We start from the raw sequence: 23,335 nt of genomic DNA on the forward strand, positions 1-23,335 counted from the left end.
AGTAAGGTGATGAGTGTGGCAAAGAAAAAACGAAAATCGAGAAAAAAACAGGCAAAGCAGTTCAATCTAAAATACGAACTCAACGGCTTACTATGTATAGCGATTTCCATCATCGCCATTTTACAGCTTGGCGTTGTCGGTCAGACATTTATCTATCTATTTCGCTTTTTTGCAGGCGAATGGTTTATATTATGCTTGCTGGCCTTATTTACGTTAGGAGTCTCATTATTTTGGAAGAAAAAAACGCCGAGCCTTTTAACACGCAGAAAAGCCGGATTATACTGCATTATTGCGAGTATTTTGCTGCTTTCCCACGTTCAGCTGTTTAAAAACCTCTCTCACAAGGGGTCTATCCAATCAGCAAGCGTCATTCGGAATACATGGGAATTATTTTTAATGGACATGAACGGAAACTCAGCCTCCCCGGATTTAGGCGGGGGAATGATAGGCGCACTGCTGTTTGCGGCATCGCACTTTTTGTTTGCTTCAACAGGCTCGCAGATCATGGCGATCGTGATCATTTTGATGGGAATGATTTTGATTACAGGACGCTCGCTGCAAGAAACACTGAAAAAGTGGATCGGCCCAATCGGGCGATTTATCAGAGAACAGTGGGCAGCGTTTATTGACGATATGAAATCAGTGAAAACGAATATGAAATCATCAAAGGCAAAAACAAAATCGGGCAAAAAGCAAAAGCCGGTCCAAAAGAAACGCCGGGAAGAGCCTGAGATTGACGAAGAGGAAGACGATGAGGTGATATCGCCGCTCATACACTCCGAGCCAATTATCTCAAGTTTTTCTGATCGCGATGAAAACGACAATCCTTCCGTGATGCAGAAGAAACAAAGTGAAACGGTTCAGGAGCCGGCTGAAGAGCAAACCGGAACGGAAGCCGGCGAAACGGTATCTGCTCCGCCGATGACGTTTACAGAGCTTGAAAATAAAGACTACCAAATGCCGTCACTAGACTTATTGGCTGATCCGATGCATACCGGCCAGCAGACGGACAAGAAAAACATTTACGAAAATGCGAGAAAACTGGAGCGCACGTTCCAAAGCTTCGGCGTCAAAGCAAAAGTAACGCAGGTGCATCTCGGACCTGCCGTGACAAAATATGAAGTGTACCCTGATGTGGGCGTTAAGGTAAGTAAAATTGTCAATCTCAGTGATGATTTAGCACTGGCGCTCGCCGCGAAAGATATTCGGATCGAAGCGCCGATTCCGGGCAAATCAGCAATTGGCATTGAAGTTCCTAACGCGGAAGTCGCCATGGTTTCGTTAAAAGAAGTGCTTGAATCCAAACTGAATGACAGACCGGATGCCAAGCTGTTGATTGGATTAGGCCGCAACATTTCAGGTGAAGCTGTGCTTGCGGAATTGAACAAAATGCCCCATTTGCTTGTAGCGGGAGCAACCGGAAGCGGTAAAAGTGTTTGTGTAAACGGAATTATCACAAGCATCCTTATGAGGGCAAAGCCGCATGAAGTGAAGATGATGATGATTGATCCGAAGATGGTCGAACTGAATGTATATAACGGCATTCCTCATTTGCTCGCGCCGGTCGTGACTGATCCGAAAAAAGCGTCCCAAGCTTTAAAGAAAGTTGTGAACGAAATGGAACGGCGGTATGAGCTCTTTTCTCATACAGGCACAAGGAATATTGAAGGTTATAACGATCATATTAAACGATCCAACGCAGAAGAAGAGGTTAAACAGCCGGAATTGCCTTATATCGTGGTCATTGTGGACGAGCTTGCAGACTTAATGATGGTTGCTTCTTCTGACGTTGAGGATTCGATTACGAGACTGTCACAAATGGCGCGGGCTGCAGGGATTCACTTGATTATCGCCACCCAGCGCCCGTCCGTTGATGTCATCACAGGTGTTATTAAAGCAAATATTCCGTCGCGTATTGCTTTCAGCGTGTCCTCTCAAACAGATTCAAGGACAATTCTTGACATGGGAGGAGCGGAAAAATTGCTGGGTCGCGGAGACATGCTGTTTTTGCCTGTCGGCGCCAATAAACCTGTCCGGGTGCAGGGAGCGTTTTTATCAGATGATGAAGTAGAACATATTGTCGATCACGTCATCACTCAACAAAAAGCCCAATATCAAGAAGAAATGATTCCTGAGGAAACAACGGAAACACATAGTGAAGTATCAGATGATCTGTATGATGAAGCCGTTGAATTAATTGTCGGTATGCAGACTGCTTCTGTGTCAATGCTGCAAAGACGGTTCAGAATCGGCTATACGAGAGCGGCAAGGCTGATTGACGCAATGGAAGACCGCGGCGTAGTCGGGCCTTATGAAGGCAGTAAGCCGAGAGTAGTCCTTTTGTCAAAAGAAAAACATGACGAGCTCTCTTCTTAACGGGAGAGGCTCTGGTTTTTAGTAATGTTATTATGTAAACTAATTGCAAATGTTTATTTTTTCGGCAAAACATGATATAGTTGTCCCAATTGTTCAATAATTTTAGCGAAAGTGGTTTAACGGAGGGGAAACATGTCTACAAAAGCTGACAATCGGCACTTATATTTAAGAGTGATTGAGCGAATAAAAGAAGATATTAGAAATGGAATTTACACCGAAAAAGAAAAGCTCCCTTCTGAATTCGAGCTTTCAAAGATCCTGGGTGTCAGCCGGGCAACTCTGCGTGAAGCTTTACGCATATTAGAAGAAGAACATGTGATTATCAGAAGACACGGGGTAGGGACTTTTGTCCATACCAAGCCGCTCTTTCTTACGGGAATAGAACAGCTGAACAGTGTAACCAAAATGATTAAACAGGCTAATATGATTCCGGGCACGATTTTTCTCTCTTCCCAGGTGATTATGCCTTCTGAAGAAGATATAAATCGGTTTCGACTTGAACATGACCAAGAACTTTTTTACCTCGAAAGAGTCAGAACTGCAAGCGGTCAGCCTATTGTCTACTGTTTGGATAAAATACCTATGGACATTTTGCCGGATTCCTTTTCACATCAGCAAGAATCTTTGTTTGATTTACTTGAAAAGCATACCGGCTCCGTTATCAGCTACGCGGCGACCGATATTGAGCCGATCGGCTATCACGATACCATATCACCTGTGCTGGAATGTGAACCGGAAACGGCACTCCTCTTATTAAAGCAAACGCACTATGATCAAAATGACAAACCGGTGCTGCATTCATTAAATTACTTCAGAGCGGATAAGTTCAGCTTTCATGTGTTAAGAAAACGATTTTAAAAACAGACGCCTTACTAAAAAGCGTCTGTTTTTTTATTTTCGTTTACCCAGTTTTCTGTGTACATACTTTCACCGTCATTAAGGCAACATATAAAGGATGACAAGAAAGATTAGTGAATGGGTGAAAAACGTTGAAAGAAAAAAATGGAATGAAGAATATCATTGCTTTATCGTCCGTGCCGCTGGTCATGACGCTTGGGAACTCAATGCTGATTCCAGTGCTTCCCATGATTGAGAAAAAGCTGTCTATCACGTCTTTTCAAGTGTCACTGATTATCACTGTTTATTCTATAGTAGCCATTATTTGTATCCCGTTTGCAGGATATTTGTCAGATCGGTTTGGCAGGAAGAAAGTTTTGCTGCCGTGCCTGCTCATAGCGGGAGCGGGAGGGGCGGTAGCCGCCTTTGCCTCTACAAGCTTTAAGGACCCTTATCTCATGATATTAGCGGGCCGTGTGCTCCAAGGAATAGGGTCGGCCGGCGCTGCTCCTGTAGTCATGCCGTTTATTGGAGATTTATTTAAGGGCGATGATGAAAAGGTCAGTGCCGGTCTCGGGGACATTGAAACATCAAACACGGCGGGCAAGGTGCTGAGTCCGATCCTTGGTGCTCTGCTGGCGTCATGGTATTGGTTTATGCCGTTTTGGTTCATTCCGTTTTTTTGTTTAATCAGCTTTTTTCTTGTGTTGTTTCTGGTTGATAAACCAAAAGACGATGAAGAAGATGCACCTACAATTTCTGAATTTGTAAAAAACGTAAAAAAAATCTTTAAAGAAGACGGACGCTGGCTTTATACTGTTTTTGTGATTGGCTGTGTCATTATGTTTTTATTGTTTGGTGTTCTTTTTTACCTATCTGAAACACTCGAAAGCAAATATTCGATTGACGGCGTGATGAAAGGTTTATTATTGGCCATACCACTTTTATTTCTTTCTCTTAGTTCCTTTGTCGCAGGTAAAAAAATAGGCAAACACCAAAATAGAATGAAATTTTGTGTGGTGGCAGGCATGGGCTTGATGACCCTTTCGTTTATCGGCTTGTGGTGGAACCACAGTTTTTATTTACTGTTTATTTTTCTGAGCGTAGGGGGAATTGGAACGGGAATGTCGCTTCCTGCCCTTGATGCACTGATTACAGAAGGCATAGAGAACGAAGAGTGCGGGACAATCAGCTCATTTTACAATAGTATGCGTTTTATCGGCGTGGCGCTTGGACCGCCTATATTCGCTGCTCTCATGTCAAACGCAGCCTGGCTCATCTTTATTCTATCTGCTTTCTTCAGCCTTGTTTCCCTGTTTCTTGTGGTGTTTAATATTGATTCTAAAGAAAGCGAAGAGGAAGATTCTCTGCGGACGGTGTAACACACCGCCGCTTTTTTTGCGTGCTGATTTTTAAATATTTACACTTTTTTATTGATAGTTATGCTGTTTAATAGTCCGGTGTTATTCAGATGTGTTATGAAAAATATAGGCTCTGTGATTATGTCAGCAGCCATTATATGAGCGGGAACTTTTGCTGTAATGCTTTCATCAGGTGTGCTTTCGTTCTTGCCAGATCGCAACACTTGTATTAACAGGCCTTCTTCTGTACGCGCTCGTTGTCTTTCCGCTGTTTGTGCCGGTTATGAAACGGATTTTCGGCAGGGCGGACTGCACACAAAATAAGATGACAATCAGCCTCTGCTGTCGCAGGCAGAGGTTATTGTTTCCTTATAAATCCTACAGTTGATATAATTACAATCAAACAGCGTTTCTGAGGATGCTGAAATTTGGTCATAATACATAATAATAAGAAGGAACGAAGGAGGTTTCACATGACATATGTAAATGAAGTAACATCGAAGCACGCCGGTTTAACGGCTCACATCGTTAAGACTGAAAAATTCAAAACCGTCTCGCTTGTTTTCAAAATGCTGGCGCCTTTATCAAAAGAACTTGTCACAAAAAGGGCACTGTTTCCGCATGTGCTTCTTCGGGGCACCCAAAGACATCCGAAAACGGCGGATTTACGCGCTTATTTGGATGAACTGTACGGCACGTCTGTTTCATGCGATCTTTCTAAAAAAGGTGAACAGCATGTCATCACATTCAGACTAGAGATTCCTAATGAAAAATATTTAAAGGATCAAACGCCGCTGCTTGAAAAGGGTCTTCAGCTCTTGGCTGAACTTGTTTTTTCGCCGGCTCTTGAAGGGGATGCTTTTCAATCGCAGTATGTCAATCAAGAAAAACGCACGCTGAAACAAAGAATTCAAGCCGTGTATGATGATAAAATGCGCTATTCTAACTTAAGGCTCGTTCAGGAAATGTGCAAAAACGAACCATACGCACTTCATGTCAATGGAGAGATTGATGCTGTGGATGCGATTACAGCGGAAAGCTTATATGAAACATACAAGGCAGCTCTAAAACAGGACCAGCTTGATCTGTATGTCATCGGCGATGTTGACCATAAACAAGTGCAAAAGGGCATAGAAACGTATTTTAAAACTGAAGACCGGCCCCTTAGAACCACTGAAAAAGCAGCAGGCGGGCAAAAACCGGAGCCGAAAGAAGTCATTGATGAAGAGGACGTAAAACAAGGCAAGCTGAACATCGGATTTCGGACGAATATCATTTATACCGATCCGGACTATCCGGCTTTACAAGTTTTCAACGGCTTGTTCGGAGGGTTTTCCCACTCCAAGCTGTTTATCAACGTTCGTGAAAAAGCAAGCCTTGCCTACTATGCCGCCTCGCGGGTGGAAAGCTTTAAAGGGCTTTTAATGGTTATGTCGGGCATTGAAGTGAAAAATTATAAACAGGCCGTGACTATTATTGAAGAGCAATTCCAAGCAATGAAAAACGGGGAATTCAGTGAAGAAGATATTGAACAGACAAAAGCCGTTATTAAAAATCAGGTGCTTGAGACAATTGATACAGCATACGGTTTATCAGAATTTCTTTATCAGCAGGCTGCGGTCCAAGTTCAGATTCCGGTTGAGGACTTCCTCTCTAATATTGAGCGGGTGACAAAAGAGGATATCATCAACGCCGGCAAAAAAATCGAACTGGATACCACTTATTTCTTAACAGGGACGGAGGGAGCATCTTGACAAAACCAATTGAATTCGAACAGCTTCAAGAAACACTGTACCATGAAAAAATGTCAAACGGCCTTGAAGTGTATGTTCTGCCGAAGAAAGGCTTTAACAAAACATATGCTGTATTTACGACTAAGTACGGCTCGATTGACAACCAGTTTGTCCCTCTGGGAAAAGAAGAGATGGTTCATGTGCCCGACGGTATCGCTCATTTTCTTGAGCACAAGCTGTTTGAAAAAGAAGACGGAGATGTGTTCCAAGGCTTTAGTAAACAAGGGGCTTCCGCCAACGCATTTACATCATTTACAAGGACGGCTTACCTTTTTTCAAGCACATCGAATGTCGAGAAAAATCTCGAAACGCTCGTTGATTTTGTCCAAGATCCCTATTTTACGGAGAAAACTGTAGAAAAGGAAAAAGGCATTATCGGGCAAGAAATCAATATGTATGATGATAATCCTGACTGGCGCTTGTTTTTCGGCCTCATTGAAAATATGTACAAAGATCATCCGGTCAGAATAGACATTGCCGGCACAGTAGAAAGCATTTCTCATATTACAAAAGATCTTCTGTATGAATGCTATGAGACCTTTTATCATCCGAGCAATATGCTTCTGTTTGTCGTCGGTCCCGTTGATCCGGAGGCAATCATCACCCAGGTTAGAGAAAATCAGGAGAAAAAACCTTATACAGACCAGCCTGACATTAAACGGAATGAAGTGAAGGAGCAAGAAGCGGTCTTCCAAAAAGAACGAGAAATTAAAATGAACGTTCAAGGACCGAAATGTCTCGTCGGCTTAAAGGAGAAAAATCCGTACAGATCAGGGAAAGAATTGCTAAAGCATGAGCTTGTTATGAATCTGATGCTCGAAACTCTCTTTGGCAAAAGCTCAGCCAATTATGGGTCTTTATACGAAAAGGGATACATTGATGAAACTTTCAGCTTTGATTATACGGCGGAACATGGTTTCGGGTTTGCTTCAATTGGCGGAGACACGAAAGAGCCGGATAAACTGGCGGAAGAAATCTCCGGCATCCTTCTGCATGCGGCTGATTCGGTAACCGCCGAAAAAATTGAGCTGGCGAGAAAGAAAAAAATCGGTTCATTTTTAAAAGCGATGAATTCGCCTGAATACATCGCCAACCAATTTACACGTTATGCATTTTTAGATATGAGTTTATTTGATGTCGTGACTGTCCTTGAGCAAATTACGCTTGAGGATGTGAAACAGGTGATTCAAGAGGAGATAGACGCAGACCGAATCACGGTTTGCAAGGTTGTACCTAAATCATAAAAACAAACATCCCTCCGAGTGTGAGGGGTGTTTTTTGCGGGAAAGAAGGAAGACATATGAATCAAACCGCGCTTGTAACAGGTGCGAGCGGAGGCATCGGGGAAAAAATAAGCGAAACGCTTGCAGCCAAGGGGTACGATCTCTTGCTGCATTATAACCGCAATGAACAAGCGGCCGGACGCCTTGCCAATAGACTTACAGAAACATACGGAATTCATGCCGAGGTTTTGCAAAGTGATTTATCAGAACCAAGCGGCGCGGCAGCTTTGACCGATTCTATCCAACAGCCAATTGACGCGATCGTGCTGAACAGCGGAAAAAGCCATTTTGGACTTATTACAGACGTGGATAACAGCACAGTTCAGGACATGGTGCAGCTGCATATAGCGAGCCCGTTCATCCTGACAAGAAACCTTCTGCCCGGCATGATCAAAAAGAAAACCGGTGCCATTGTGGCTGTCAGTTCTATCTGGGGGGAAACAGGTGCTTCTTGCGAAGTGCTGTACAGCATGGCGAAGGGCGCGCAAAATTCTTTTGTCAAAGGGCTTGCAAAGGAACTGGCGCCTAGCGGGATCCGCGTAAATGCAGTGGCGCCGGGCGCGGTGGATACGGGCATGATGAACCAATTCAGCCCGGAAGAAAAAGAAGCAATAGCTGAAGATATTCCGATGGGCCGGCTTGCAGGCGCCCAAGAAATTGCCGATGCGGTTGCTTTTCTTCTCTCTGACAAAGCTTCCTATATCACCGGTCAAATTTTGTCCGTCAATGGCGGCTGGCACTGCTGAGCGAAAATAAAATATGTATAGTTTACGGCGGGAAGGACACAATAATTTTGTAACTTCAAGAAGAAATGGAGGAAGCCTAAATGTCAGTACTAGATAACTGGGATAACTGGAAGAATTTCTTAGGTGACCGTCTGAACTATGCGCAGGATAAAGGGATGAGTGAAGAAACCATCACAGATCTTGCTTATGAGATCGGCGGCTACTTGGCTAACGAAGTTGATTCTAAGAACCATCAGGAAAAAGTGCTTGCGGATCTTTGGAGCGTTGCATCGAAAGATGAACAGCACGCCATTGCGAATGTAATGGTTAAGCTTGTCGAAAATAACAGCACTCACTAGTGAGAGAGAGGATTTTTCCTCTCTTTTTTATGTTTTCCTGTTCAGAGCAACATTCTTCTTTCTAAATAGGGAAAAATGCTTTATGATAAAGGAAGGTAAAAATTTGCCACAATGAAGGGGGTATATCATTTGGCAAAGCTCGAATGGTATTTTGAATATGAAATTCAAGTCAACCGCCCCGGACTGCTCGGGGATATTTCATCTCTGCTCGGGATGCTTTCAATTAACATTGTCACGATTAACGGCGTCGATCTTTCCAGAAGGGGAATGCTGCTCAGGTGCCGCCATATAGATCAAATTAAACGTTTAGAATCAATATTAAAAACGATGGAAACAATTAAGGTGACGAAGCTTAGAGAACCGAGGCTTCGCGACCGTCTAGCTGTTCGCCACGGGCGATATATCCAAAGAGATGCTGATGATAAAAAAACATTCCGTTTTGAAAGGGACGAGCTGGGCCTTCTCGTCGATTTTATGGCTGAACTGTTCAAAAAAGAAGGTCATAAGCTAGTAGGAATCCGGGGTATGCCGCGCGTGGGAAAAACCGAATCAATCGTGGCGTCCAGCGTGTGCGCGAGCAAAAGGTGGCTGTTTGTGTCATCCACACTTCTGAAACAGACGATCAGAAGCCAGCTGATTGCCGACGAGTACAGCACTGAAAATGTGTTTATCATAGATGGCATCGTGTCAACGAGAAGAGGATCTGAGCGCCATCTTCAGCTTGTCAGTGAAATCATGAGGCTGCCTGCGACAAAGGTAGTGGAACATCCGGATATATTCGTCCAAAATACTGAATACACACTTGATGACTTTGATTACATCATTGAACTCAGGAATGAACCTGACGAGGTTATTACATATGAACATGCAGAAGAACCCCAAATGTTTGATCAATCCGGGTTTTCAAGCTTTGATTTTTAATATTGGAAGGTGTTTGTTGTGACTGAACTAGGAATCCGGCTGAAAGAAGCCAGAGAGGAAAAAGCAATGTCATTGGATGATCTCCAAGCGGCGACTAAAATTCAGAAAAGATATTTAACCGCTCTGGAGGAAGGAAACTATGACATTATTCCGGGAAGTTTTTATGTAAGAGCTTTTATCAAGCAATATGCCGAAGCCGTCGGGCTCGATTCAGATCAATTGTTTGAAGAGTTTAAAAAAGACATTCCGAACACGTATCATGATGATGTTTCTGAAAAGCTTTCCGGCATGAAATCGCAGAGAGAGCTGCCAAAGCCCGCCTCTAAAGCGCTGGAAGTCTTGCCGACAATCCTTGTAATCGCAGGAGTCCTTGTTGTTATTGCGATTATTTATGTGGTTGTCCAGCTTACGATGAACAAAAGTAATGACCAAAGTGATGCTGCATCTAAAAAAGCGGTCACGCAAAGCGAAAGCAAATATGAAATTCCAAAGGATTCAACGCTGAAAGATAACAAAAAAAGCAGCAGTGAAACAGACAGTAAAAAAGATACGAAAACATCAAGCGCTAAAAAAGACGACGAAAAGAAAAGTGACAGCGGCAAGCTCAGCATAAAAGCCACCGGCACTGAAGGTTCAGCAACAACATACGAAGTCTCCGGCGCAGATAAGATCGAGCTTGAGCTGGATGCTTCAGACAGCGCATGGATCCGTGTGCGTGATGAAAACAGCAGTTCTCTGAAAGAGGGAACATTGAAAAAAGGCGAGACCTATAAAAAAGACATAACTGATCAAAAACAAGTGGATATTCGTACCGGGTATGCACCTAACCTGAAAATCAAAATCAACGGAGAGGTTCTTTCATATGAACTTGATCCTAAAGACGTGATGGCGCAAACGATTACGATTGTAAATAAAAAGGAAGAAAAGTCATCTTAATCAGCAGATGACTTTTCTTCGCGTCCGAGTATATAAATTGGAGGGGCAATATGTTTAACTTACCGAATAAAATTACACTTTCAAGAATCGCTTTAATCCCCATTTTCATGATTATCATGCTGGCGCCGTTTGAGTGGGGGCATCTTGATCTCGGAGATGAGTCGATTCCGGTCGCACATCTGGTCGGAGCTATTTTATTTATTATTGCATCTACGACAGACTGGGTGGACGGATATTACGCCCGTAAATTAAACCTTGTAACGAACTTTGGAAAATTTCTTGATCCGCTGGCTGATAAGCTGCTCGTATCGGCTGCTTTAATTATTCTCGTTCAGCTTGAGCTTGCTCCTGCGTGGATGGTAATCGTCATTATCAGCCGGGAGTTTGCCGTGACGGGTTTACGGCTCGTCTTGGCGGGAACAGGGGAAGTTGTAGCCGCCAACATGCTGGGGAAGGTCAAAACATGGGCTCAGATCATTGCTGTTTCTGCACTGCTTCTTCATAATCTGCCGTTTGAGCTTGTGTCATTTCCGTTTGGCGACCTTGCGTTATGGGTAGCTGTATTCTTTACGGTCGTATCCGGATGGGAATATTTCGCGAAAAACTGGGAAGCGTTAAAAACATCTAACTAAGAAAGAAGGACAAACATGATGGAGTTAGGAAAAAAAGCAGAAATTATTGCAGTCGGTTCAGAGCTTTTACTCGGCCAGATCACCAATACAAATGCTCAATTTATCAGTAAAGGACTTGCCGAGATCGGCATTAATGTGTTTTATCATACAGCTGTCGGAGACAACCCTGAGCGGCTGAAGCAAGTCATCCGCATTGCTGAAGAACGTTCTGATTTTATCATTTTTTCAGGGGGGCTCGGACCGACGAAGGATGATTTAACAAAAGAAACAATCGCAAATGTGCTGGGCCGGCCGCTCGTTCTTGATGATGAGGCTTTTCAATCAATTGAAGATTATTTCAAGAAAACAAAGCGTACGATGTCACCGAATAACCGTAAACAGGCGCTTGTGATTGAAGGCTCAGACGTATTGGCCAATAAATTCGGCATGGCGCCGGGGATGCTGACAGAGCACGAAGCCCGTCTTTATATGCTGCTTCCCGGGCCGCCGAGCGAACTGCACCCTATGTTTGAAAACGAGGCCAAGCCGCTTCTTCTAGAAAAACTCGGATCAAATGAAAAAATCGTTTCAACCGTTCTCCGTTTTTTTGGAATCGGCGAGTCCCAGCTGGAAGCTGATTTAGAAGATATTATTGATGCACAGACCAATCCGACAATTGCTCCTTTGGCTGCGGACGGAGAAGTGACGCTGCGCCTCACTGCAAAGCATGCGGATGAATCGGAAACCGAGCGGCTGCTAAAAGAGACTGAAGCCGTGATTTTAGACCGTGTCGGAGAGTTTTTCTACGGCTATGATGATACATCTCTTGTTAAAGAGCTTTCAAAAGCGTGCAAGGAAAAAGGAATGACTCTTTCTTCAGCAGAGAGCTTTACAGGCGGTCTGTTCGCTGAATGGCTGACTGATTTAAGCGGTGCTTCGCAATTGTTTGCCGGCGGCGTTGTTTGCTATTCAAATGAGATGAAGCAGCACACCTTGGGGGTAAAGCCTGACACCCTGCAGCAGTTCGGAGCAGTCAGCAAAGAATGCGCGGGAGAGCTTGCCTCGGGGATTAAACGGCTGACGGGCAGTGACATTGGAATCAGTTTTACCGGCGTGGCCGGTCCTGAAGGGCAAGAGGGCCATGCCCCGGGACATGTCTTTATCGGCATTTTCGCGGACGGAAAAGAAGAGGTTCATGAATTTAACTTTGCAGGCTCCAGAACAGGCGTCAGAAAGCGTGCTGCCAAATACGGATGTCATTTAATCCTGAAACTCTTAGAACAAAAATAATGTTTTAGCACATTATCCTCCATGAAAAACCTGTTTTCTTCCGGCCATTATGATATTTTTATAGACAACAGGTTAAGAAAAAATCCGAATATGCGTTCGCTTTTTTCTTGGCAAATGTCTGCAAACAAGGTATAGTATATGTAGTGGCAAGTTAAAGGAGGAAAAAATAGAATGAGTGATCGTCAGGCAGCCTTAGATATGGCTCTTAAACAAATAGAAAAACAGTTTGGCAAAGGTTCTATTATGAAATTGGGGGAAAAGACAGATACAAGAATTTCAACCGTACCAAGCGGCTCTCTTGCGCTTGATACAGCGCTTGGAATAGGCGGGTATCCGCGCGGACGGATTATCGAAGTATACGGACCGGAAAGCTCCGGTAAAACAACTGTTGCGCTTCATGCCATTGCAGAAGTTCAGCAGCAGGGCGGACAAGCAGCGTTTATTGATGCTGAGCATGCATTGGACCCTGTATACGCGCAAAAGCTTGGCGTTAATATTGAAGAGCTTTTACTTTCTCAGCCTGATACGGGCGAGCAGGCGCTTGAAATTGCTGAAGCGCTTGTCAGAAGCGGCGCTGTTGACATTGTTGTCATTGACTCGGTGGCAGCTCTCGTTCCGAAAGCTGAAATTGAAGGAGACATGGGGGACTCACACGTAGGACTTCAGGCCCGCTTGATGTCTCAGGCGCTTCGTAAGCTTTCCGGAGCAATCAATAAGTCTAAAACGATTGCTATTTTCATTAACCAGATTCGTGAAAAGGTCGGCGTCATGTTCGGAAATCCGGAGACAACTCCCGGAGGCCGTGCGCTGAAATTTTATTCCTCTGTACGGTTAGAAGTGCGCCGTGCCGAACAGCTGAAGCAAGGCAACGACGTAATGGGGAACAAAACACGAATCAAAGTTGTGAAGAACAAGGTGGCTCCGCCGTTCCGTACGGCTGAGGTTGATATTATGTACGGAGAAGGGATCTCAAAAGAAGGAGAGATCATTGATCTTGGAACTGAGCTCGATATTGTGCAAAAAAGCGGCTCTTGGTACTCTTACGAAGAAGAGCGCCTTGGTCAAGGCCGTGAAAATGCAAAGCAGTTCTTAAAAGAAAACAAAGATATCATGCTGATGATTCAAGAGCAAATTCGCGAACATTACGGCTTGGATAACAATGGAGTTGCACAAAAGCCTGAGGAAACCCAAGAAGAGCTAGAATTTGAAGGATAAAAACCAATGTAAAAAAGGGCGGAGCGGCGAACTCCTGCCCTTTTTTTGTTTGTCAAATGTAAGCATACAGACGGAAGGCTGGCTGTTCAAATGATGCGAACAAGATGAACTATTTATTGGTGTGGCGTTTGATTAAACAAAGGGTTTATAAACCAATCCTGTCGCCTAAAATATCAAATGATAAAAGAGCATATTTATTTTTAGTTTTTACAACCTTTTTGAAGCTTACTTCGTCTAAAAATATGGTGCCTGCAAATTGAATTTATATTAGGGGGAAAAAACGAATGACGAGCTCGAGAAGCCGCACCAGAGATTCGAAACGAAGACGGAGAAAGCTGAACAAAAGGGGTAAGCTGGCTCTTTTTATATTGCTGATCGCTGTCTGCTGTATCATAATCTGGATAGGAAAAAATCACCAAAACGAGGAACCGGCAAAATCAGCTCCAGCGGCCGAGGACGGTTCTGATAAAAATAAAAAAAATCAGGTTCAAAAGAAAAAAGAAATGAAGAAGAAAAACCAAGATCAGCTTGCAACAGCCGATGATAATAAAAATATCAGCAACTATTTGCAAAGCATTGGATTCAGCGGAACAGCAATGATTGTAAAAGATGGAAAAATCGTGACGAATAAAGGCTTCGGCTATGCAGACCGTGAACACAAAATAACAAACAACCCTGAAACCACTTATTTTGTCGGATCGTCGCAAAAAGCATTAATTGCGACCGCCGTTTTGCAGCTTGAGGAAAAAGGCTTGCTTCGAACGAGCGATCCTGTCGCAGCTTATATAGAGGGTTTTCCGAATGGAAAGCAGATTACTTTAAAAAATCTGTTAACACATACTTCAGGAATCAGGGGGCATATCGAAGCGGAAGGCGCGATTACCCCGGACGACTTGATAAAAGATATTGAAAATCAAGGAATTAAACGGCAGCCAGGCATATGGGATTATCAGGACTCAAATTATTCAGTGCTCGCCTATATTGTTGCCAAGGTGAGCGGGGAGTCGTATGAACATTACATAACAAACCATATTTTCAAACCGGCGGGCATGACGTACGCAGGCTTTTACAAAACGTTTCAAAAACAGCCTTATCCTGCCGTCGGCTACAAATTGGATAAAGGCGGAAATTTAGTGACGCCGCACATACTTGATTTATCCCAGCTGTACGGCGCGGGCGATATATATATGAGTGCATACGATATGTATAAATTTGATCAGGCTCTTGTGGATGGCACTCTTTACTCAAAAGCCAGTTTTGAAAAAATGTTCACCTCCGGAAGCAGTTCGACCTACGGCATGGGGTTTTATGTTGATCCGGGAAGCTACTCCAATCATGGTGTAATGCCCGGCTACAACATTTTAAACAGTTTCAGCCGCTCAGGAAACAAATTTGTTATTTTATTTTCAAATATCCAAAATAATATGAAATTGGGACAGGTAAACAATAAAATGTATCAATTTCTCAATCAAGAAGAGGCTCCTGATTCCCAAGCGGCAAAAACAAATGGATAGTGCGATGCACTTTTATATAGACGGAATAGATATGCCGTTCAATCGTTAAGATGGCAAGCTTGACAAGTATTTCCGACACAATTACAATGAAGTTGTAGTATTTGTTTTTTTAACATGATTGTTAAACCATTTAAACTTGACAAGGGCAGTGAGAAACTCATTCCCTGTGAAGGTTCTGTATGTTGAGAAAACTAGACAATGTACATGCCGACACTTATTTTAGCAACAACCAAGTTCATAGCAAGAGGAGGTGAAAGTATGACCCCAATTATGATGGTTCTCATCTCCATTTTGCTGATTCTACTCGGTTTAGTTGTTGGCTACTATGTTCGTAAAACCATTGCCGAAGCGAAAATTGCGGGCGCACGAGGTGCTGCCGAGCAAATTCTTGAAGATGCAAAGCGCGATGCTGAAGCACTGAAAAAAGAAGCTCTGCTTGAAGCAAAGGATGAAATCCACACACTTCGAATAGATGCTGAACAGGAAGTTCGTGAAAGACGAAATGAGCTTCAAAAACAAGAAAACCGTTTACTCCAAAAGGAGGAAAACCTTGATCGGAAACATGAGGGGATTGATAAACGGGAAGCGATGTTGGAGAAGAAAGATCATTCTCTGAATGAACGACAACAACATATTGAAGAGATGGAAAGCAAAGTGGATGAGATGATTCGTATGCAACAGTCAGAGTTGGAGCGGATTTCAAGCCTCACTCGTGACGAAGCGAAGCAAATCATTCTTGACCGGGTTGAAAACGAGCTTTCACATGACATCGCCATCATGACAAAAGAAACTGAAAACCGTGCAAAAGAAGAGGCTGATAAGAAAGCGAAAAACATTCTTTCGCTCGCCTTACAGCGCTGCGCAGCAGATCACGTTGCCGAAACGACGGTTTCAGTTGTCAATCTTCCAAATGATGAGATGAAAGGGCGTATTATCGGACGTGAAGGGCGTAACATCCGTACCCTTGAAACGCTGACAGGAATTGACCTGATCATTGATGATACCCCAGAAGCTGTCATTCTTTCCGGATTTGATCCGATCAGACGTGAGACAGCGAGGATCGCTCTAGATAAACTCGTTCAGGATGGCCGTATTCATCCGGCACGGATTGAAGAAATGGTTGAAAAATCTCGCCGCGAGGTCGATGACTACATTCGTGAAATGGGTGAACAAACCACATTTGAGGTTGGCGTTCACGGTCTTCACCCAGATCTGATCAAGATTCTCGGCCGCTTAAAGTTCCGTACAAGCTACGGTCAGAATGTGCTGAAGCATTCCATGGAGGTTGCATTCTTAGCCGGTTTAATGGCTTCGGAGCTTGGAGAAGACGCAAAGCTTGCCAAACGGGCCGGACTGCTTCATGACATCGGGAAAGCAATTGATCATGAAGTCGAAGGAAGCCACGTTGAAATCGGCGTGGAGCTTGCGACCAAATATAAAGAGCATCCAGTCGTCATTAACAGTATTGCGTCACACCACGGGGACGAAGAGCCGACTTCTATCATCGCAGTTCTAGTAGCCGCAGCGGATGCACTTTCAGCTGCAAGACCTGGCGCGAGAAGTGAAACGCTTGAGAATTATATTCGCAGACTTGAAAAGCTCGAAGAAATTTCTGAGTCCTACGAGGGTGTTGAAAAATCGTTCGCAATTCAGGCTGGACGTGAAGTGCGCATTATGGTGAAGCCGGATTCGATTAACGATCTTGAAGCCCATCGCCTGGCACGGGATATCCGTAAACGAATTGAGGACGAGCTTGACTATCCTGGCCACATTAAAGTGACAGTGATAAGAGAAACACGAGCCGTAGAGTATGCAAAATAAAGTGATGCGCTAAGCATCACTTTATTTTTTTGACCGGCAAGGAAATGAAAAACAGAAAGGGTTCGAAGAATGAGAATTTTATTTATTGGAGATGTTGTCGGCTCACCGGGCCGCGACATGGTAAAAGAGTATGTCCCGAAACTAAAAACGAAGTATAAGCCAAATTTCACGATTATTAACGGGGAAAATGCCGCTCACGGCAAGGGCCTGACAGAAAAAATTTATCACAGCTTAATGCAGGCAGGCGCAGACGCTATTACTATGGGTAACCATACATGGGACAAAAAAGAAATATTTGACTTTATAGATGACGTACCGCACCTTGTCCGTCCGGCCAATTTTCCGGAGGGTACGCCGGGAAAAGGAATCACGTATGTAAAAGCGAACGGTAAAGAGCTTGCCGTCATTAATTTGCAGGGACGCACATTTTTGCCGCCGCTCGATGATCCGTTTCAAAAGGCGGATGAATTAATCGCAGAGGCGGCTAAACGAACGCCTTATATCTTCATTGATTTTCATGCCGAGGCAACAAGTGAAAAGCTGGCGATCGGCTGGTACACAGATGGCAGAGCGTCTGCAGTAGTGGGTACGCACACACATGTGCAAACAGCAGATAACCGCATTTTGCCTAAGGGGACGGCATATATTACTGATGTAGGAATGACCGGCCCATATGACGGCATTCTCGGCATGGACCGAGAGACCATCATTAAACGCTTTAAAACAAACCTCCCTGTCCGTTTCTCTGTCGCAGAAGGCAAAACCACATTAAGCGGAGTCGTTATTGATATTGACGACCAAACGAAAAAAGCGGTTAAAATTGAGCGTATTTTGATAAATGATGATCACATGTTCTTTGAATAACTGAGCATATGTTTATTTTATAAAAATATTAAAAAGAAAAGCAGGAATATAGCAACTTCTTAGTGAATATAGTAAAAATGGAAGGTAGCCAGCTATTTTTGAAAAGCATTGTGGGGATGGCTTTTTGGATAGCAACATCTAATAATGATTGTTCTAATGAACACTCACTTATCCATTGTAAAACTAAGGGGGAGCAGAAATGGAAATCTTAAAAGTTTCAGCAAAATCAAGTCCGAACTCAGTAGCAGGTGCGCTGGCAGGCGTGTTAAGAGAGCGCGGCGCAGCGGAGATTCAAGCGATAGGAGCGGGCGCTTTAAACCAAGCCGTCAAAGCTGTAGCGATCGCCAGGGGATTTGTGGCGCCGAGCGGAGTCGACTTGATTTGTATTCCGGCATTTACCGATATTTTGATTGATGGCGAAGAAAGAACAGCGATCAAATTGATCGTTGAGCCCCGTTAAAACAACTAAAAATGATGTCTCAACCTGCTTGCTTATTTGCGAGCAGGTTGTTTTTAGGTTGTGATATTTTCTCCCAATACTATATTAATAATATAAATAAATCATGTAATTGTTGTCATATAACAATTGAATAGATACACGCTTTCAGTATGAATGAAAATCAGCGTACCTGATTGAAAAATAAAAAATATTGAGCCCATTTTTTAAGGGGGATGCATTTGTCCACTGTGTAAGGACAGTGGTGTTTACGTCTATTATTCATCATGATACAATCCAGATATAATAAGATTTCAAAAGGGGGATTGTACATGGTGAGTGGAAAAATGAAAGCTGTCGTTAAAAATGACAGCGCTTTCGGTGCGGTTTTGGCTGAGGTGCCCATTCCTCACATAGAAAAACATGAAGTTCTCGTGAAAGTAAAGGCAGCCTCGATATGCGGTACAGACGTGCATATCTATAATTGGGATCAGTGGGCCCGGCAAAGGATCAAGCCGCCTTATGTGTTTGGACATGAATTTAGCGGCATTGTAAAGGCGGTGGGTGAGCATGTCAGCAATGTGAAAGTCGGTGATTATGTATCGGCAGAAACACATATTGTGTGCGGCAAATGTATCCCTTGTGTCACCGGCAAACAACATGTCTGCACCCAAACTGCCATCATTGGCGTTGATACAGCAGGATGCTTTGCTGAATATGTAAAGGTGCCGTCGCAAAATATTTGGCAAAACCCGGCCGACATGGAGCCGGCAATAGCTTCAATCCAAGAGCCGCTGGGAAATGCGGTGCATACCGTGCTGGATAGTCAGCCCGCCGGCGCATCCGCTGCCGTCATCGGATGCGGGCCGATCGGACTTATGGCTGTAGCGGTGGCAAAAGCAGCCGGAGCAGCCCACATCGTTGCCATAGATAAAAACGAGTACAGACTCAGCCTTGCTAAACAAATGGGGGCCACGCTTACGATATCAATCGAAAAAGAAGATCCGCTACAAATTGTAAGCGCTTTAACAAAGGGGGAGGGCATAGATCTTGTCTGTGAAATGTCAGGCCATCCGTCTGCTATTGAACAAGGCTTAAAGATGGCAGCCAATGGAGGAAGATTTCACATCCTCAGTCTGCCGGAACACCCGGTGACAATCGATCTAACAAATGAAGTGGTGTTTAAAGGCCTCACCGTCCAAGGAATCACAGGAAGAAAAATGTTCAGCACATGGAGACAGGTGTCCAATTTACTGCAATCAAAGCTTTTAGACATTTCACCTGTTATTACGCATCAGTTTCCATTGGAAGAGTTTGAGAAAGGCTTTGAGCTGATGAGAGAAGGACAGTGCGGAAAGGTTATTCTGATACCATAAAAGGGGGATAAACATGAAGGAGTTTGAATTTTTGAAAAGTGAGCTTGAAGATATGAAAGAAAACCATACGTGGCAGGAAATAAAACAGGTTGAATCCAAGCAGGGGGCTTACGTCACTGTAAACGGCAAACAAGTGATTCAGCTTTCGTCAAATAATTACCTCGGATTGACGTCACATCCAAGATTGATCAAAGCCGCCCAGGCTGCCGCTGAACAGTTCGGAGCCGGTACTGGGTCAGTTCGGACGATCGCCGGTACATTTACGATGCATCACGAGCTTGAGAAAACATTAGCCGCCTTTAAAAAAACAGAGGCCGCTCTAGTATTTCAGTCCGGTTTCACAACAAACCAAGGGGTTCTTTCAAGCATTCTCACAAAAGAGGATATTGTCATTTCCGATGAACTGAACCACGCCTCTATTATTGACGGAATCAGGCTGACAAAAGCGGATAAAAAGGTATATCGCCATGTTGATATGGATGATTTAGAGAGAGTGCTGAAAAAATCAATGAATTACAGGATGCGCCTCATTGTCACTGACGGGGTGTTTTCAATGGATGGCAATATTGCGCCTTTGCCGGAGATTGTTAAGCTGGCTGAGGCTTATGACGCTTTTGTCATGGTGGATGACGCGCATGCATCCGGAGTGCTTGGAGAAAACGGAAGAGGAACCGTTAATCACTTTGGACTGGACGGCAGAGTGCATATTCAGGTCGGCACGTTAAGCAAGGCAATTGGGGTGTTGGGCGGATACGTTGCCGGTTCACATGTTTTAATTGATTACTTGCGGCATAAGGGCCGTCCGTTTTTATTCAGCACCTCGCACCCGCCTGCCGTAACCGCAGCCTGTATAGAAGCGATTAACGTGCTTTTGGAAGAACCTGAACATATGGAGCAACTTTGGGATAATACGAATTACTTTAAGTCTATGCTCGTAAAGATGGGACTTACCCTTACAAAAAGTGAAACTCCGATTCTTCCTATTATAGTTGGTGAAGAAGCCTTAGCCCAGCAATTCTCCGAACGGTTGCTTTCCGAGGGAATATTTGCCCAAAGTATTGTTTTCCCGACGGTTGCTAAAGGGAAGGCGAGAATTCGTACGATGATTACTGCGGAGCATACAAAGAAGGAACTCGATCAAGCGCTCGCCGTCATACAATCTGCAGCAAAAGAGCTTCATTTGCTATAGAGGGAGAAATCCCTCTTTTTCATTGATGGACCCTTCAGCATAGTTGAATAAGGAAATAGTTAACGTTACACTGAAGTAAATGAAATAAAGGGGCACACGGGGTGAGGATTGTGGTGAAATCAGTGAAATTAACCTCCTAAAATAAAAAGTTAAATATTTTAGGAGGTTATATAATATGAATTTTCATCAAATTGATATAGATCGCTGGAATAGAAAACCTTATTTCGAACATTATATAAAAGAAGGTAAATGTTCTTATAGCGTTACGGCAAACCTGAATGTGACCGCATTGCTGAATGGGCTGAGAAAAAAGAATATGAAACTTTACCCTGCTTTTATTTACATGATTTCTAGAGTTGTTAATTCACATATTGAGTTTCGAACGGCTTTTAACGATAAAGGGCAATTAGGGTATTGGGAACAGATGGCGCCAGCGTATACCATCTTTCATAAAGAGGATAAAACCTTTTCTGCAATGTGGACAGAATACTCGAGCGATTTTTCACTTTTTTATAAGAACTATCTACAAGATATTGACCGATATGGTGATAAAAAGGGACTATGGGTAAAAGAAAACGTACCTGCCCATACGTTTTCAATTTCTGCTCTTCCTTGGGTCAGTTTTACCGGTTTTCAACTCAATCTTTATAATGGAGAATATCTGCGTCCTATTATTACGCTTGGGAAGTACTTTTCAGATGGGGAAGCGGTATGTTTACCTATTTCATTGCAAGTTCACCACGCTGTATGTGACGGTTATCATGTAAGCATGTTTATAAATGAGTTACAGAAACTAGCCGATTCTTTCGAAGAGTGGTTATGAGTATTTGTTTTTCTTTCGGACGAATATAGTCTATACTGTAGGGTGGAAGTTTGGGTTGAAAGGAGAAATCATTTAATGAATGAAAAACAAAAACAAGAGAGCGGACAAGTCAATCCACCGGACAAAAAATCCGAGAAGGATTACAGCAAGTACTTTGAAGCTGTGTATATTCCGCCTTCTTTAAAAGATGCGAAAAAACGCGGGAAAGAAAGCGTCAGCTATCATCATGATTTTAAAATCTCAGAACAGTTTAAAGGTATGGGTGAGGGCAGAAAATTTTATATTCGCACATACGGCTGTCAAATGAACGAACATGACACTGAAGTAATGGCCGGAATTTTTATGGCTTTAGGATATGAAGCGACAAACTCTGTTGACGATGCCAATGTCATCCTGTTGAATACATGCGCGATCCGCGAAAATGCCGAAAACAAGGTTTTTGGCGAGCTTGGGCATTTAAAAACGCTTAAAAAAGAAAATCCGGACCTGATTTTAGGCGTTTGCGGCTGTATGTCACAAGAGGAATCAGTGGTCAATCGTATTTTGAAAAAGCATCCCTTCGTCGATATGATCTTCGGAACGCACAATATTCACCGTTTGCCTGAACTGCTGTCAGAAGCTTATCTGTCAAAAGAAATGGTAATTGAAGTTTGGTCGAAGGAAGGCGATGTCATTGAAAACCTTCCGAAAGTGCGCCGCGGGAAAATTAAAGGATGGGTCAATATTATGTACGGCTGCGATAAATTCTGTACGTACTGCATTGTGCCTTACACACGCGGCAAAGAAAGAAGCCGGCGCCCCGAGGAAATCATTCAGGAAGTCAGAAGGCTTGCGAGCGAAGGGTATAAAGAAATTACTCTTCTAGGGCAAAACGTAAATGCGTACGGAAAAGATTTCGACGACCTCACGTACGGCCTCGGAGATTTAATGGATGAACTGCGCAAAATTGATATTCCAAGAATCCGTTTTACAACAAGCCATCCTCGTGATTTCGACGACCATCTTGTTGAAGTGCTCGGTAAAGGCGGCAACCTGCTTGACCATATTCATTTGCCTGTTCAATCAGGAAGTTCGGAAGTATTGAAGCTGATGGCGCGCAAATATGACAGAGCGCGCTACATGGAGCTCGTCGGCAAAATTAAAGCGGCGATGCCAAATGCTTCACTAACAACAGACATTATCGTCGGTTTCCCGAACGAGACGGACGAACAGTTTGAAGAAACCCTTTCATTATACAGGGAAGTTGAATTTGACAGCGCCTATACGTTCATTTATTCTCCGCGTGAGGGTACACCGGCAGCGAAAATGAAGGATAATGTCCCGATGAGGGTGAAAAAAGAACGTCTTCAGCGGCTGAACGATCTCGTGAAAGAAATTTCTGCAAAAAAAATGAAGGAATATGAGGGTGAAGTCGTCGAAGTATTAGTCGAGGGAGAAAGCAAAAACAACCCTGAAATTCTTGCCGGATATACACGGAAAAGCAAGCTTGTGAATTTCAAAGGCCCTAAAGAAGCCATCGGCAAGCTGGTGCACGTGAAAATCCATCAAGCGAAAACATGGTCGCTTGACGGAGAAATGGTAGGAGAAGCAATCGAGGTGAAATAA

The 23,335-nt window shown here is 43.6% G+C and carries 20 protein-coding genes and 1 pseudogene; all 21 read left to right on the top strand.

Going from position 1 to position 23,335, the window contains the following annotated elements:
• Positions 1 to 15: 15 nt before the first annotated feature.
• The 21 genes and pseudogenes from AAHT65_RS15835 to miaB all read left to right on the top strand — a co-directional run bounded on the left by AAHT65_RS15835 (position 16) and on the right by miaB (position 23,335).
• Positions 16 to 2,376: a DNA translocase FtsK gene (locus AAHT65_RS15835; protein ID WP_343310482.1), complete on the top strand. Its 2,361-nt coding sequence runs from the start codon at positions 16 to 18 to the stop codon at positions 2,374 to 2,376.
• Positions 2,377 to 2,508: 132 nt separating this feature from the next.
• Complete coding sequence (locus AAHT65_RS15840; RefSeq protein ID WP_010788644.1) at positions 2,509 to 3,234, top strand: GntR family transcriptional regulator; 726 nt, start codon at positions 2,509 to 2,511, stop codon at positions 3,232 to 3,234.
• 149 nt (positions 3,235 to 3,383) lie between these two features.
• Positions 3,384 to 4,595 carry an MFS transporter gene (locus AAHT65_RS15845; protein WP_034718333.1) on the top strand — a complete coding sequence of 404 codons (1,212 nt, stop codon included), beginning with the start codon at positions 3,384 to 3,386 and terminating at the stop codon, positions 4,593 to 4,595.
• A gap of 96 nt (positions 4,596 to 4,691) precedes the next feature.
• Positions 4,692 to 4,962, top strand: a pseudogene (locus tag AAHT65_RS15850) (MMPL family transporter); the annotation flags it as partial.
• Between the two features lie 85 nt (positions 4,963 to 5,047).
• Positions 5,048 to 6,328 (top strand): EF-P 5-aminopentanol modification-associated protein YfmF, encoded by a 1,281-nt coding sequence (yfmF, locus tag AAHT65_RS15855; protein WP_343310483.1) that lies wholly within the window; start codon positions 5,048 to 5,050, stop codon positions 6,326 to 6,328.
• Entirely contained in the window at positions 6,325 to 7,611 is a 1,287-nt protein-coding gene (gene yfmH / locus AAHT65_RS15860) for an EF-P 5-aminopentanol modification-associated protein YfmH (protein ID WP_199680253.1), read from the top strand. Before yfmF ends, yfmH begins: the two co-directional genes overlap by 4 nt.
• Positions 7,612 to 7,667: 56 nt before the next feature.
• Positions 7,668 to 8,396: an elongation factor P 5-aminopentanone reductase gene (gene ymfI, locus AAHT65_RS15865; RefSeq protein ID WP_010788647.1), complete on the top strand. Its 729-nt coding sequence runs from the start codon at positions 7,668 to 7,670 to the stop codon at positions 8,394 to 8,396.
• 80 nt (positions 8,397 to 8,476) lie between these two features.
• Positions 8,477 to 8,734, top strand: a complete 258-nt coding sequence (locus AAHT65_RS15870; protein ID WP_003328873.1) for a DUF3243 domain-containing protein — start codon at positions 8,477 to 8,479, stop codon at positions 8,732 to 8,734.
• A gap of 129 nt (positions 8,735 to 8,863) precedes the next feature.
• Positions 8,864 to 9,655: a DUF3388 domain-containing protein gene (locus AAHT65_RS15875; protein ID WP_003328872.1), complete on the top strand. Its 792-nt coding sequence runs from the start codon at positions 8,864 to 8,866 to the stop codon at positions 9,653 to 9,655.
• Positions 9,656 to 9,673: 18 nt separating this feature from the next.
• Complete coding sequence (gene rodZ, locus AAHT65_RS15880) at positions 9,674 to 10,591, top strand: cell shape determination protein RodZ (protein WP_061670802.1); 918 nt, start codon at positions 9,674 to 9,676, stop codon at positions 10,589 to 10,591.
• 50 nt (positions 10,592 to 10,641) lie between these two features.
• Positions 10,642 to 11,223 (top strand): CDP-diacylglycerol--glycerol-3-phosphate 3-phosphatidyltransferase, encoded by a 582-nt coding sequence (gene pgsA / locus AAHT65_RS15885; RefSeq protein WP_003328870.1) that lies wholly within the window; start codon positions 10,642 to 10,644, stop codon positions 11,221 to 11,223.
• Between the two features lie 18 nt (positions 11,224 to 11,241).
• A complete protein-coding gene (locus AAHT65_RS15890) occupies positions 11,242 to 12,492 on the top strand; it encodes a competence/damage-inducible protein A (protein ID WP_010788650.1) in 1,251 nt (416 codons plus the stop codon).
• Positions 12,493 to 12,663: 171 nt separating this feature from the next.
• Complete coding sequence (gene recA, locus AAHT65_RS15895) at positions 12,664 to 13,707, top strand: recombinase RecA (RefSeq protein WP_003328867.1); 1,044 nt, start codon at positions 12,664 to 12,666, stop codon at positions 13,705 to 13,707.
• 284 nt (positions 13,708 to 13,991) lie between these two features.
• Positions 13,992 to 15,221, top strand: coding sequence for a serine hydrolase domain-containing protein (locus AAHT65_RS15900; protein WP_343310484.1), 1,230 nt, complete (start codon positions 13,992 to 13,994; stop codon positions 15,219 to 15,221).
• 258 nt (positions 15,222 to 15,479) lie between these two features.
• Positions 15,480 to 17,042: a ribonuclease Y gene (gene rny, locus AAHT65_RS15905; protein ID WP_003328865.1), complete on the top strand. Its 1,563-nt coding sequence runs from the start codon at positions 15,480 to 15,482 to the stop codon at positions 17,040 to 17,042.
• A 69-nt stretch (positions 17,043 to 17,111) separates the two neighbouring features.
• On the top strand, positions 17,112 to 17,906 hold the full coding sequence (ymdB, locus tag AAHT65_RS15910) for a 2',3'-cyclic-nucleotide 2'-phosphodiesterase (protein ID WP_343310485.1): 795 nt from the start codon (positions 17,112 to 17,114) through the stop codon (positions 17,904 to 17,906).
• Positions 17,907 to 18,105: 199 nt separating this feature from the next.
• Positions 18,106 to 18,366 carry a stage V sporulation protein SpoVS gene (spoVS, locus tag AAHT65_RS15915; protein ID WP_003328863.1) on the top strand — a complete coding sequence of 87 codons (261 nt, stop codon included), beginning with the start codon at positions 18,106 to 18,108 and terminating at the stop codon, positions 18,364 to 18,366.
• A gap of 308 nt (positions 18,367 to 18,674) precedes the next feature.
• Positions 18,675 to 19,718, top strand: coding sequence for an L-threonine 3-dehydrogenase (gene tdh / locus AAHT65_RS15920; protein ID WP_088117185.1), 1,044 nt, complete (start codon positions 18,675 to 18,677; stop codon positions 19,716 to 19,718).
• Positions 19,719 to 19,731: 13 nt separating this feature from the next.
• Complete coding sequence (locus AAHT65_RS15925; protein ID WP_010788655.1) at positions 19,732 to 20,907, top strand: glycine C-acetyltransferase; 1,176 nt, start codon at positions 19,732 to 19,734, stop codon at positions 20,905 to 20,907.
• Positions 20,908 to 21,082: 175 nt separating this feature from the next.
• On the top strand, positions 21,083 to 21,730 hold the full coding sequence (gene catA, locus AAHT65_RS15930) for a type A chloramphenicol O-acetyltransferase (RefSeq protein WP_343310486.1): 648 nt from the start codon (positions 21,083 to 21,085) through the stop codon (positions 21,728 to 21,730).
• A gap of 75 nt (positions 21,731 to 21,805) precedes the next feature.
• Complete coding sequence (miaB, locus tag AAHT65_RS15935) at positions 21,806 to 23,335, top strand: tRNA (N6-isopentenyl adenosine(37)-C2)-methylthiotransferase MiaB (RefSeq protein WP_106271522.1); 1,530 nt, start codon at positions 21,806 to 21,808, stop codon at positions 23,333 to 23,335.

Origin of the sequence: Bacillus atrophaeus (assembly GCF_039519175.1) — a bacterium.
Lineage (GTDB): Bacteria > Bacillota > Bacilli > Bacillales > Bacillaceae > Bacillus > Bacillus atrophaeus.